Raw genomic sequence first — 13,558 nt, forward strand, 5'->3', positions numbered from 1 at the left:
TTCTCTACCCCATCCACTTATTGCTTTTTTTCGCTGATTTGATTGATCAATGCTGATATTTCCATGATGAGGGCTACGCTGCCGTCCCCGAGAATCGTACCGCCAGCAATGCCGTTCACCTTGCCGATATAGGATCCCAGTGATTTGATGACAATCTCCTGATTTCCGATAAGCTCATCAACGACCAGAGCGAGACGCTTTTCCGCCGATCCAACAATGACAAGAGAAAGCTGGTTCTTATGACGCTCCTGGCTTGCGATTTTAAAATGTTCCTGTATCCAGGATACTGGAATTACTTGATTACGCAGCAGTAGAACCGACTGTCCCCGGAGCTTCACCAGCTCCTCTGCCTTAACTCTCACAATTTCAGCAATGTTACTCATGGGAATAATAAAGGTTTGACCGGAAATCTTTACAAGAAGGCCTTCAATAATCGCAAGTGTGAGCGGAAGCTTAATCTTGAACTGAGTACCCGATCCAAGCTCGGTTTCAATGTCGATTAACCCGTTCATTTTTTCGATATGGCTTTTCACGATATCCATACCCACGCCGCGGCCCGACACATCACTTACGACGCTTGCTGTTGAAAATCCCGGCCGAAATATGAGCTCCACAGCATCCCTCTTACTTAAAGCTTCTGCTTCTTCTGCTGTCAGCAGACCTTTGCTTATAGCCGACGACTTCATTCTGGCCGGATCAATTCCAGCTCCGTCATCCTTCACATAAATAACAACCTGATTATCCTCATGCGCCGCGCGAATCATCAGCTTCCCTGTGGGGGATTTGCCTTTAGCGACCCGGGCGTCCGGCGTTTCAATCCCATGATCCACCGCATTACGGATTAGATGGATGAGTGGATCACTAATCTCCTCGATTAACGTACGGTCAAGCTCGGTGTCTTTCCCCTCAATCAACAGATCGATATCTTTTCCTAAATCCCGGCCCAAATCCCGGATCATGCGCGGGAACCGATTAAACAGCTGCTCGATTGGCAGCATTCTTGCCTTCATGACACTATCCTGCAGATCACCGATAACACGCGACAGATGGTCGGAAATATGGGCAAGGTCCGTCACGGAATCATCCGCAAACCGTCTTCTCTGTATCTGCTCCACCTGATGAATCCGGGTCTGGTCGATAACAAGCTCGCCCACCAAGTTCATTAAATGCTCCAGCCGCTCCACGCTTACTCGAATGGTCTGCGGCTTGGACTTTACAGCGGAGGATGATTCTGCTGACTCCAACTCCTTAATAGGGGTAGGGGTGGAAACCGGAAGAATAGCGATTTCCTCCAACTGGACAGGCTCAACTATAACTTGCTCCACATCCATGAGCCCTGAAGCTATGGAATACAGCTTCTCCACGTCGCAGACACCTGCATGAAGAAATACCAGCTCCAGCTCCCCTTCTTCCCCCTGCTCATCAAGTTCTCCAAGATCCGGTGAAGTGTATAGAATCTCCCCGCATTCCGCAAGGCTCATCTGAATGACATAGGCTCTTGCCCCTTTAATGAAACAGGACGCTGAAATCCGCAAAAATATCCAGTTCACCTGAAGCTGCTGCTCCAGACATTCCGATACTCTCAGCCTATTATCCATACTGATCTGCGGTTTGATAAGAGGTTCTGACACTAACTCAGGGCCAGGCTTCATATCCTCGGTGACATGTCCAAAATGTTGAAGGTCATACACACATCCGGATATGTCTGTCAGACTCTCTTCACCTTCCATAATCTCCAGCTTCAGAAGTTTCAGGTTGTCCAGCGCTTGAAACAGTAGGTCGATTAAAGGGGCAGAAACTGTCAATTGATGACTTCTAACCTGATCGAGCAAATGTTCCATCTCGTGGGTTAACTGTTTCATCGTATCAAATCCCATAGCTGCCGATGATCCCTTTAACGTATGGGCTGCACGAAACAGACTTTGCACTGCATCGCCCTTATCGCCTTCCTGCTCCAGCTTTAAAATCTCATCATCCATTAGTTGAAGCTGTTCATCCAGCTCCTCCATAAAAACTTCTTTATACTCGGACAGCATGCCGTCCCCTCCCCTATTCATGCAGCAGAACTTCGTCCAATTGCAAAATGCCAACCAGTCCGTTGTCCGCTACGCCAATACCCGTGAAAAATCCGCCATTTATTCCTCCAACCCGCTCCGGCGGAAGCTGGATATCGGAGAATGTGGTTACCTTGTTAACATAGTCCACGATAATACCGACCGCTTCTTCCTGATGATGAACCACAACAATTCTGCTGTATTTGGTGACTTCCGTCTCTGCCATATCGAATAAACAACGGAGACTGATAACCGGAACAATGGTCCCCCTCAGATTGATGACACCTTTAACGAATTCCCTCATATTCGGAATGGGTGTAATCTCCTGCATTTTAATAATCTCGTGTATATCCTGTATCCGGATAGCATACTGTTCATTTTCAATGCCAAACTCAACATACTGCTCTTTCCCGGTTACCTGCATGATATAACTCCTCGCACTACTTAATTTTAAAAGCTGCTACCATATTGTTCAGTTCTTCCGCCAACTGAGCCAGCGACTGCGCAGTTGATGCCGTTTCTTCACTGCTTGCGGCGGTTTCTTCCGCTGAGGCGGAAATACTCTCGATTGCCGTAACTACTTCGGCAGCCTGAGCCGCCTGCTCTTCACTTGCCGCTGCTATTTCCATAACGGTATTGGATGAATCGTTAACCATCGAGATGATGTGATCAAAAGATTCACCTGTTTTCTCCGTTGAGATAACCCCTGCTTCTACGGCCTTGACACTTTCAGTCGTGTTGTTTTGCATTCCTTTAATGATGGTGGCGATCTGTTTGGTCGCTTCCCCGCTTCGTTCGGCGAGCTTGCGGACTTCGTCGGCTACAACAGCGAATCCGCGGCCCTGCTCCCCTGCGCGTGCAGCTTCAATCGCTGCATTGAGTGCAAGCAGGTTCGTTTGTTCAGCGATATCATCAATGACTTCAATGATTTCCCCTATACGTGTCGAATCATCCTCCAGCTTCAATACCTGCCGGTTCACACGATTCATGCCTTCAATCGACTGCTGGACAACGGTTCCCCCCTGGGATGCAATGCCTGCAGTCTCGTTCACGAGTTCGGCAGCGGATGTCGCGCTGCTGGCCACCGCATTGATCGCGAACGACAACTCCTTAAACAGCTCATTGATGGTCTGAACAGAATCGGCCTGCTGGCTGCTACCCCCAGCCAACTCTTCAGCACTAGCGGAAATTTGCTGTGCAGCGGCTGCAACCTGCGAAGCATTCATGTTCACCTGACCAATCATGTTGGTCATGCTCTCAGTGATCTCATGAAACACTCTGGCGAATGTTCCGATTTCATCTTTACGATCCCGGTATGCCTCTGGAAGCTCCTGCGTAAAGTCTCCCCGAGCCATGCTTTCCCCAACAACAACTGCACGGTTTAAAGGCCTTACAATGGTATTGGTCAGCAACACGATCACAAGTCCTAACAGAATTAATGTAACGACACCAGCCGCAATGATGTAGTACATAAGCGCTTGTGAGTCAGCCATAATCTCCTTCATAGGAATGACGATGGTTACAGACCAAGGCGTATCGGTATTTCCGATTTGTATCGGTGTATACATCAGATAGGTACCCTTGTCATTGTAAGATAATGTATTGCCTTCGCTAATCGCTGCGAGAATATCCGGAACCCGCTCGCTAGGATAAACGTCTTTCAAATTGTTTCCGATCTGGCTTTGGTCAGGCAGTGTAACGACTGTTCCCGTATTGGAGTATATATGCGCATATCCGGTATCATACAGCTCGAATTGATCCATCATCTTCTGCAGCTCTTCAAGATCGATGTCTATCCCTACTGCGCCAATAACTTCGTTATTTTCTTTAATCGGCACAACAAGTGAGGTCATAAAGACATCTTTATCGTCAAATTTCTCCTTATATGGCTCAATAATCGCCTCCTCGCCACTGTTCTTGACTTTAAGATAATAATCACCTATGCCGTCCTCTTCATATGCTTCAAGTGGACTGAGCTTTAACCCTGCATCTGTTCTCTTCCAGTAAGGTATCAGTCTCCCGCTCTGATCGGTACCCGATGTATTCTTGTACTGCTGATCTTTGCCATCGAACGCATTTGGCTCCCAGATCGTCCAGGCTGCCAGATACGATTCATTTTTTTCCAGAACATTTTTAATAATGGTATTAACGGTTTCGCGGTCCGTGTCACCTTGTTTCTTCATAACCTCAAAGCTGTGAGCCAAAGTACGTGCTGTGCCCATGGTTCTATCCAGCCTATTCTGAACAGATACACCGATCTTCTCTCCGGCTGTCTCTGTCAGGGATATCGCAGATTTCATGGATGTATTATTGGTAATCAAGGCTATTGCAGTCAGCATTCCACCTAATAAAATAACGATAGAACCTAGAATTACAATTAACATTCGAGCCTGTAGCCTCATAGAAAAGATAGATTTTATACGTTTCATCGTGCATCCCCTTGCTTATCATAGTATTTTTTATATGGAACCTTGGATCAGGCCCCTATAACTCTCCGGATCGACTCCAGTACTCTTTCTTCCTGAAAAGGTTTTACGATAAAATCTTTAGCTCCAGCCTGCAGCGATTGAACGACCATAATCTGCTGCCCCATGGCAGAACACATGATGATTTTGGCCTCCGCATCCAGCTGTTTGATACGCTTAACCGCTTCGATCCCTTCCATAACGGGCATGGTGATGTCCATCGTAACGAGATCGGGAGAAAGAGACTTATATTTATCTATCGCCTCCTGTCCGTTGGCAGCTTCACCTACAACCTCAAATCCGTTCTTGTCCAGCATATTTTTAAGCACCAGCCGCATAAATGCCGCATCATCCACAATTAATACCTTCGTTTTCATGTTGATCCTCCTTTGGTATGAAACAACAGTGCTATATGTATCTTCCCAATCTCTTCAAGATGAACGGATACATGTATCCCTGCCTCGAATCCGTATATTTCCAACTGTCCCGACATGATCGTAGGTGGTGTAATGTCCACATGCTTTCCTTTACCGGATAAAATGGTGGATGTGTTTCCAGCAATCATATTTGCCATTTCTCCGATAAAACTGTGGAGCATCTCCCCTTCCAACGGCATGCCGTACATCGATTCACCCAAACGGCTAAAGGTCTCGAGGTCCCCATGAAACACGAGACGTCCCTGTAAGTCCCCCATGATCCCGATCAGCACACCAATGCCGCTCTGTACCAGTCCTTGTTCGATCGGAATAGGCTGAGAAGCATCCATTGATTGCATGAATACCTGTCCCATCGATTCGATAGTACTATTCAGCAATAGCGAATCATTCTCGTTCATTTGCACTAGAACCACCCTCTTTTTGTGAAAATAGGCCTATGTATGCAAATAATCATACACCGAGGACCATGGAAGGTAACCGAAAATAAATTGCGCTGCCACGCAAAAATTTTGCGGATATTTGCAGTATTTTGTCGAATTGCGCAAAAAAAAGACCCGTTTCCACTGAATAACGGGCCTTCCCTATCTGTATCTTATTGTTTTTTTAAAGATTGCTTGATGAAATCCGAATCCGACAAAAGTCCGAGATTTTTAGCCTTCATTACCGCTTCTATGCGTGACTTTACATTCAGCTTTTGAAACAGATTGGTCAGGCAATATTCCAATGACCGCTGGCTCATAATGACCTGTTCTGCTATTTCCTTGTTGCTCATGCCACCAGCGATTTGTTTCAATATTTTATACTCTTTAGTCGTGATTGAACTGGTTCCGGTATCTTTAATATCTTTAAAACCATGATCTGTAGTTCTTCGCATCTGCCTAACAAGAGAAAGTGGCAGTACGACCTCACCTCGAAGGGCGCAACGAACCGCTGTAACAAGCTGCTCCTTGTTCGAAGTTTTATGTACAAGCCCTGCAATTCCTGCTTCAATCATAATATTAAAATGATTCATAAAATCATAGCCGGTATAAGTCAAAATAATAGCTTCAGGTACCGCTGTAAGTATCTTTTTAGCAAGGTCAATACCATTGATACCTGGCATATGCAGGTCAATAAGCATGACATCAAAGGGGCGCTCTTTAGCTAGCTCTAATGCCTGATCTCCCGTGTTTGCCAATGTAACGATTAAATCGCCCTCTTGTTCAAGTAACATTTTGGTTCCCTCCATGACAGAAGGATGGTCATCAACCAATAAAATCTGATACATCTTGATTTTCCCCCATTCACATTGTTCCTGTGCTATTCAGCTGATTGGTACAGATATAAGAATAGATAAACCATTATGTGGCGACGAAACAAATTCAATCTCCCCATCCATACTTCGGACACGTTCCTTAATACCATATACCCCCATACTTCCAAAAATAGATATCTTCTCCATCACATTCATACCGATCCCGTTATCTTCATAATTCAGATGAATCATGTCTAAATCACTGTAGAGCTTAATAATGACTTGTGTTGCGTTCGAATGTTTCGATGCGTTAGCCAGCATCTCTTGAACGATGCGGTACAGCCCGATGATCAGGTCATCGTTCAGATCATGGCTTACACCCATACAATCGAACCGTATCGCATAATCAGATCGAAGCTGCGTAAATTCAAATAACGCCTCGAGCGATCTTTCAAGCCCTACCTCTTTAAGGAGCGGTGGGCGTAATTCATTGCATGTAATGCGTATCTGATAAATGACATCCAGTAATCCTTGCTTAATGCATTCCAGCTCTTGAAGCGAATCTTTCGGTAAACTTCTCTCCGATATAAGCTGATCCAGCCTGCGGTACCAGATAATCTGCTCCTGAAGGGCTGCATCGTGTAAATCCTGTGCCAGATGTTTCCTTTCGTTCTCAGACAGCTGAAACATAAACCGCAGCAGCCACACGGGGGTGGTCTGCTGCGAGGCGAATTGTTCGAGCTCCCGGGTTAAATCCTCGATAGCTCGGAAATTATCATACAGTACACTAACATAACGAGAAATCGTCTCTAGCCATACTTTTGTTGCCTGGATGAGTAAAAACGGGGAATTCTCCCCTACACACAAGATACAGCTCTTGCCGTGTATTTCACCGATCTTCACGAAATGACCGTCGAGCGTATCGATCATTTCACAAAGAGGCAAGTTCTCTGCGCACTGTTCCTGTATCGTCTCCAAAATGTACTGTGGAATCTGATGATATCCATGAGTTACTGTAACATTAGAGTCACGGTCTACTTCAATGAAGCTAACCCTATCGGTCGAAATCACCTGGCAGACTTCCCTGACAAACCGGCTATTCAAATCCTCTACCTTCACCATGCCGAACAAGTCAGAAGAGAACTGATCCAGACTCATCTGTAGTCGAAAATACCGGTCTTCGCTTTCGCGTATCATATCTTCAGCGTATTTCCTGTCTTCTTCGATTCTCTTTTGTTCTGTAATATCTCTAACAATCGTTACAGCCGTACCCGCCCCTTTAAATGGAACGGAAGCCGAAATGGCCTCCACATCAATTATACTTCCATCGAGCCGCATAATGCGGTGTTCTCCTAACTGGATAGCCCCCTGTTCCTGATATACTTTGTTTATATAATCCATCACCAACGCTTTCGAATCCGTATGAATAATGTCGAGAATCGGACGGCCCATTAAGTCATCCGGCTCCGATGCGCCCAGTAACGACAGGGCTTTCGGATTAACATACGTATATGTAAAGTTTTTGTGCAGCAGCATTGCCACGGGCGATATTTCAATCAACTGCCGGTTCAATTGCTCACTATCCATCAGAGCCTGTGCCACCTGCTTACGCTCCGTTATATCTTCCATGACGATTTCGACCGTACCCGATTGGTTATCATAAATAGCGCTTGCCACAATATCAATAATTTCACCATTAATCCGTTTAATCTTAACTTCCTTTGGAGACACATATCCATTCTCCAGCAGCTCTTTCCGGACAACCTTACCCCAATCCCGGTCCTCCTCGACTACCCAGCTCCAAGGGCTTGTCCCGACAATATCCTGTAGTCCGGACGCCCCGACAATCCGTATCCCGCTGGGATTAAGGTATATCAACTTTCCGTCTTTCGATACCGCAATCGCAATTGGTGAAAGTTCCACCAGTCTCCGGTAACGCTCCATACTTTCTTTAAGTGCTCTTTCCATTTTTTTGCGTTCCGAAATATCGTAAAAAATGCGAATCGTATGTCCGGTATGTTCGTCATAGATTCCTGTTACTTCCGCCTCAATCAGCTGCCCCTTGAGTGTGACAATGTCATATTCAATCGCTTGTCCATACTTATGAGTCACAATGTGATCCATTTGTTTGCGGACTTTATGGATTTCATGCGGCGGTAAAATGTCGTAAATCGGCCTGCCGATAAGCTCTGCCTGCGAGCTTGCCCCAAACCATTTCACCCCTGCCGGGTTAATAAAAATGATCCTCTCATTGTTCTGTACAATTATCGGCTGCGGAGAGAGATCAACCAACCACCCATAACGTTCCAAACTTTCTTTGAACTCCCGTTCAAAATAAGATAAGTCCTCCTGTTCCTCATGGCTGTCACTGGGTTGTTGCGGTTTCACTTTGCTCTTGTATCTAAAATGATGCTTTTTTACGAGAAAATTGCATTTTCGTTCAGCACTTCCCATGTGTCGGCAGTACCCAATACTCTTGCTACAGCACTGACACAGCATATAAACAATGACGACATTGAAAAACTGTTGAAGTAGTGAAAGCATGATATAGTTCAGGCCCAAGCTGCCGAGTCTCCTTTAACTTTCTTTAGTTGTAAGGAACATTTCCCCTCATTCCCATAAGAGGTATCAATGTTTATTATCGGCACACATTTCGCATTTGCGAATATATTTCCAACCAAAAGTCAATATATTTCACTGGCACAAAAATGAAAAAAACCTCACCATTGGTAGGGCATAGAGCCCTACCGGATATGAATAGAAAGGTTTCTCATTTAACATCTATATCCAGATTAGATTTTATATCTCCTCCGGTGTAAATACGGTAACCCGGTTTCTACCTTCCAGTTTAGACCTGTAAAGGGCTACATCCGCCCTCTCCAGAATTTCCCTAGAGGTCAATAACTCCGTTTCGTTGTATATCGCAATCCCAATCGATATGGTAACCTCTACTCCGTTTGGCCCCGGTCCCTCAGCCATATCTTGACGGAGAGTATTAGCAAGCTCAACTGCCTTTTGAAGACTCGCGTGCTTCATCACAATACCAAATTCTTCTCCACCATAGCGGAAACATAAATCCTCTAGCCCTGTGAACAAACGCATCTCCGAAGCTAGATATTTCAACACCTCGTCCCCAATCGCATGTCCATACATATCATTTACTCGTTTTAAAAAATCGATATCTATCAAAATAAGTGCAAACGGCTGACGTTCATCGAGCCATTCCTGGAGCGTTAAATCAAATGTTTTGCGATTAGCCAATCCTGTAAGACCATCAATTTGCATTTCATCATTGAGATGGGTCAAATGATTGCCTATGCTATGGTGCAGCTGTCTCACTTCATAGATGAGAGAAGAAATCTTGGGCATCGCTGGTGGAACTGATTTTTTGGACACGACCGCATCTTCCGAGAATTTAGCTAACTCGTAGAGGGGAGTTGAAATATAACGGGAAACGCGCCAGGCAACGAACAAAATGACGATACAAATCGGCAGAGCATGAAGCAAGATACTCCATACAAGCTTCTTTAGCGGTTCATCCAGAACCGAAACAGGGGTCTGTGACACAATTCCCCAGCCGCCTCTCGGCTCATAAGCATAACCTACAAAGAACGATATTCCTTCGGTATTCGTTATTTCGGCAGTGCCGCTTTTTCCGCTGATTGCTTGCTGAACGACATCATTTCCAATGATGGTCCGATTAATCCGCCGGGAATCCGGGTGAAAGATAAGATGAGAGTGATTATCCGTCACGTAGACATAGGAGCCGTTTCCGTAAAAATGCTCACTCAGCAACCTGCTGAGTACATTGTCCTCCTGCAGATAGATCGTTCCTCCTGCAAAGCCTTTATAATTTCCCTGAGCGTCATAAATCGGGGAGGAGATCAGCAGGATCAAGCGTCCTGTCTTTGCTACGTAAGGTTTCGAAATGATCGAAGCTTTCATCTCCACGGCTTGAACGGAAGCTTCCGATGTGAGTTGACTCCCGACCAGGCTATATTCCTGATCGGGAGTGACGGCCTTAATCTGGCGTCTTGAATCAGCAATAAAGACCGAATTAAAATACTGCTCATTCGCCTTGAACCAAATATCCAAATCCCGCTGACTAAAGGTTGATTCTCCTGCTAAGCGGGCAACACTGTTCATGTTGTTTTGCATATTATCTAAAATATCGGTTGTATTCGATGCCAGTTTCTTGGCATATTGATAGTTGCTCTCCAAATAATTGTAGGTCAAAGACTTCACATTGGCGGTTACCGCTAAATATCCTCCAACAACAGCGGTTAACACAATGGAACTGATAACGAGTAAGCCGAGTATAATACGGAGCTTGAATCCTTTGTGCTTTCCCACGATGAGCCTTCCTTCGTTCCAAAATTAAAACCCTGACGGAACCCGGTTGGACAGGTCAAATAACAGGATTATTATCCCATTATAACAAAATATGGCGAAAAATGTCGTTGTTCTTCACGAAATATTATTCTAAATTATGAATTTAAATTCCATTCCGCTTATCTCACAGATTATTTAAATTTTTTTGCGGTTTTCACAAAAAAACCAAGGATTTTTTCATCCGATGTCGAAAGATTAGTTCAATAAAAATGACGAAAGTATCGACATACTTTCAGTCCTCCAGAGGGTGATACATTTTGTCAGAAATCAAAGAAATACTCCTCCAGCTGCTGTTCGCACTTACACCATTTGTATTGTATAACATCTACTACCGCAACCTTGAGGTAAACTACTCCAGACGGTTCATCATATTTACTTGTTCATTCTGCCTCATACTGTCCATGACCTTTCCCCTCAGTGTACAGGATGGACTTGTCTTTGATGTCAGGTATGTCATCATATTTTTTGGCATCTTGTTTGGCGGGGTTACGACCGGCTTTATTTTACTCGTAGAATTTATAATATACCGATTATATATTGGTGGTTCAGGCACTTTGGACGCCTTTATTATTTTGGCTATCTCCTTTCCTTTATCCATTCTACTAAGCTCTCTTTATTACAAAATCAAAAAAAAGTATTGGATTACGTTCATCGCTGGAATCAGCTTTTCCATCATTCCTATAGTCGTGCTTTACATCACCAAAACGGATTATATACTTTCCAATGTAACGTTTAACATTCTAGCTATGCCAGTTCATAATTGTCTTGGCATTTGGCTGCTCATCACTTTGTTCAATAAATCTGTCACAGACAAGGAGTTATATCTTAAAGTTATCCAGAACGAGAAGGTCGAGACCATTAATCAAGTGGCTGCTTCGCTCGCCCATGAAGTACGCAACCCTCTGACGACCGTCCTCGGTTTTCTGAAATTAATTCGCGCGAACACGTTAGGCTGGGAAAAAACAGAACGTTTCATCGATATCAGTATTGAAGAAATCCACCGTACAGAACAAATTCTTTCAAATTACCTGTCCATCAGTAAACCTCTGGCTACCTTCCATCAGCATATCGATCTTGTCGTGCAGCTAAAAACGGTCGTTGAGGTGATGACGCCATACGCCAACATGAACAATGTTTCTTTGGAAGTGTCGTACCCGGCTGCTCCCGTGCATATCACCGGTAACCCTACAGAGATGAAACAGCTTCTCGTTAACTTTATTAAAAATGCAATTGAAGCCAGCGCCGATATGCCCAAGGCCAGAGTCAGCATTCAATTCTTGCAGCATCTCCGCCGGGTTCAACTCGAAATCCAGGATAACGGTGTGGGGATGGATGAAGAACAGATGAGCCGGCTTGGCTCAATCTATTATTCTACCAAAAGCAACGGCACCGGACTCGGGCTAACCTTTTCCTATCAAGCTATACGTTCCATGAACGGTACGATTTCCGTTAAAAGCGAGCCGTATTCAGGAACCGTGTTTACCATTTCACTGCCTCTTGCGTGACGCTGCGCTATACATTAACGACGTTTAAGACATATCAATACCTGATTGAACCTTCTTACCTATGAAATGTGACCACTCCAAATAATCCGACTGGATTTGGTCAGTAAATGTTGTATAAAGCGCAACATTATTCCGTCATATAGCGGTGGAGAACGGATTGTTGCATGATATACAACAATCGGGATAGGGAATCATTTATTTACCTCTTTTCAGTAGGGATTGTTGTACAATCTGCAACAATATCAGTAGGTTCAGGCATTCTGCTCATCCAATGTTGTATAAAGTGCACCATTATTCCGTCATATGCTTCCGTTGCGCGCTTTCCTTGGGAAAGCTTTTACCGCTAATGCTTCTCCGGAATACTTCGTATCCCCACTGCTTGTGAAATATGTCCGCTACAGCAAGCAAATCGAAAAATAAAGTCAGCCGCATTAAAAATAATAAAATGGTAGTCCAAGTACATCTCGGACTACCATTTTATGGTCTACATTCTTCTTTCTTATAAGATGAAGACGCCCCGGATCTACTTTTGGGACAGTCCTATCTTTATCAACTCAAAATTCTTATTCAAATGCAGGAATCGCTATATCATCATAATTCTCTTCGAAAAATTTCTTCACCTCAGGGCCTGTCATTGCCTCGGCAAGCTTACGAATAGCTTCAGAATCTGCATTGTCCTTCCGTGCCACCAAAGTGATCGCGAATTCAGAGTCTGTTCCCTCAGTAATCAGCGCATCTTTCTTCGGTGTCAAACCGAGCGGCTTGGCATAAGCCGGAGTCATGATTGCCATATCCACATCATCCAGCGTACGAGACAGCATCAACAGATCGACTTCCTGGAATTTAAATTTCTTAGAATTCTCCACAATATCAGCTGTAGTAGCTTTGATGCCTACACCCTCCTTAAGCTTGATAAGTCCATGCTTCTCAAGCAAGACAAGAGAACGTCCAAGGTTGGACGGGTCATTGGCAACAGCGATCGTCGCTCCATCCGGCAGCTTCTCAATGGACTTATAACGCTTGGAGTAACCACCGTAAATCGCATGATAAATCGGCTCAATAGGTACAAGCTCGCTACCGTTATTCACGTTATACTCCTCCATATAAGGCACATGTTGAAAGAAGTTGGCATCCACTTCCTTATTAGCAAGCGCATTGTTCGGTTGAACATTATCGGACAGAATGACAATATCCAGATTAATACCGTCTTCTTTCAGTTTCGGCTTCACAAGCTCCAGCACTTCGGTCATCGGCGGAATCAGGCTGGCAACTTTCAAAGTTACTTCTTTACCTGCAGCTTCCTTTTCTGTTTCGCCCGCAGGCTCTGCTGTTTCTTTCTGTCCGCAGCCTGCGACTACGAGCATAACGGCAGCCAGAAGGCCAACCAGCATACTTCGAGAAAATTTTGACATGAAATTCATAGTAAACCATACCCCTATCATTTGATGTAATAAGCTTGATGAACTGCCGG

The 13,558-nt window shown here is 44.6% G+C and carries 10 protein-coding genes; 1 reads left to right on the plus strand and 9 read right to left on the minus strand.

The features are described from left to right. Positions 1 to 17: 17 nt before the first annotated feature. The 8 genes from AC2TF5_RS21785 to AC2TF5_RS21820 all read right to left on the minus strand — a co-directional run bounded on the left by AC2TF5_RS21785 (position 18) and on the right by AC2TF5_RS21820 (position 10,543). Positions 18 to 2,036, minus strand: coding sequence for a chemotaxis protein CheW (locus tag AC2TF5_RS21785; RefSeq protein ID WP_491299214.1), 2,019 nt, complete (start codon positions 2,034 to 2,036; stop codon positions 18 to 20). Between the two features lie 13 nt (positions 2,037 to 2,049). Beyond that, positions 2,050 to 2,478, minus strand: a complete 429-nt coding sequence (locus AC2TF5_RS21790) for a chemotaxis protein CheW (RefSeq protein WP_491299215.1) — start codon at positions 2,476 to 2,478, stop codon at positions 2,050 to 2,052. Positions 2,479 to 2,494: 16 nt separating this feature from the next. Further along, positions 2,495 to 4,483 carry a methyl-accepting chemotaxis protein gene (locus tag AC2TF5_RS21795; RefSeq protein ID WP_491299216.1) on the minus strand — a complete coding sequence of 663 codons (1,989 nt, stop codon included), beginning with the start codon at positions 4,481 to 4,483 and terminating at the stop codon, positions 2,495 to 2,497. A gap of 47 nt (positions 4,484 to 4,530) precedes the next feature. Continuing rightward, entirely contained in the window at positions 4,531 to 4,896 is a 366-nt protein-coding gene (locus tag AC2TF5_RS21800; RefSeq protein ID WP_491299217.1) for a response regulator, read from the minus strand. Continuing rightward, positions 4,893 to 5,354 carry a chemotaxis protein CheX gene (locus AC2TF5_RS21805; RefSeq protein ID WP_491299218.1) on the minus strand — a complete coding sequence of 154 codons (462 nt, stop codon included), beginning with the start codon at positions 5,352 to 5,354 and terminating at the stop codon, positions 4,893 to 4,895. The genes AC2TF5_RS21800 and AC2TF5_RS21805 overlap by 4 nt, the downstream gene beginning before the upstream one ends. A gap of 194 nt (positions 5,355 to 5,548) precedes the next feature. Beyond that, positions 5,549 to 6,223, minus strand: coding sequence for a response regulator transcription factor (locus AC2TF5_RS21810; RefSeq protein WP_491299219.1), 675 nt, complete (start codon positions 6,221 to 6,223; stop codon positions 5,549 to 5,551). 36 nt (positions 6,224 to 6,259) lie between these two features. Beyond that, positions 6,260 to 8,752 (minus strand): PAS domain-containing sensor histidine kinase, encoded by a 2,493-nt coding sequence (locus tag AC2TF5_RS21815; protein WP_491299220.1) that lies wholly within the window; start codon positions 8,750 to 8,752, stop codon positions 6,260 to 6,262. A 237-nt stretch (positions 8,753 to 8,989) separates the two neighbouring features. Then, positions 8,990 to 10,543 (minus strand): sensor domain-containing diguanylate cyclase, encoded by a 1,554-nt coding sequence (locus AC2TF5_RS21820; RefSeq protein ID WP_491299221.1) that lies wholly within the window; start codon positions 10,541 to 10,543, stop codon positions 8,990 to 8,992. 296 nt (positions 10,544 to 10,839) lie between these two features. On the opposite strand from AC2TF5_RS21820, the gene AC2TF5_RS21825 reads away from it, so the two are divergent. Further along, positions 10,840 to 12,087, plus strand: a complete 1,248-nt coding sequence (locus AC2TF5_RS21825; protein WP_491299222.1) for an ATP-binding protein — start codon at positions 10,840 to 10,842, stop codon at positions 12,085 to 12,087. A gap of 563 nt (positions 12,088 to 12,650) precedes the next feature. Here AC2TF5_RS21825 and AC2TF5_RS21830 read toward each other — a convergent pair. Beyond that, complete coding sequence (locus tag AC2TF5_RS21830; protein ID WP_491299223.1) at positions 12,651 to 13,508, minus strand: MetQ/NlpA family ABC transporter substrate-binding protein; 858 nt, start codon at positions 13,506 to 13,508, stop codon at positions 12,651 to 12,653. Positions 13,509 to 13,558: the final 50 nt, after the last annotated feature.

The sequence above is a fragment of the Paenibacillus sp. JNUCC 34 genome (genome assembly GCF_058269055.1).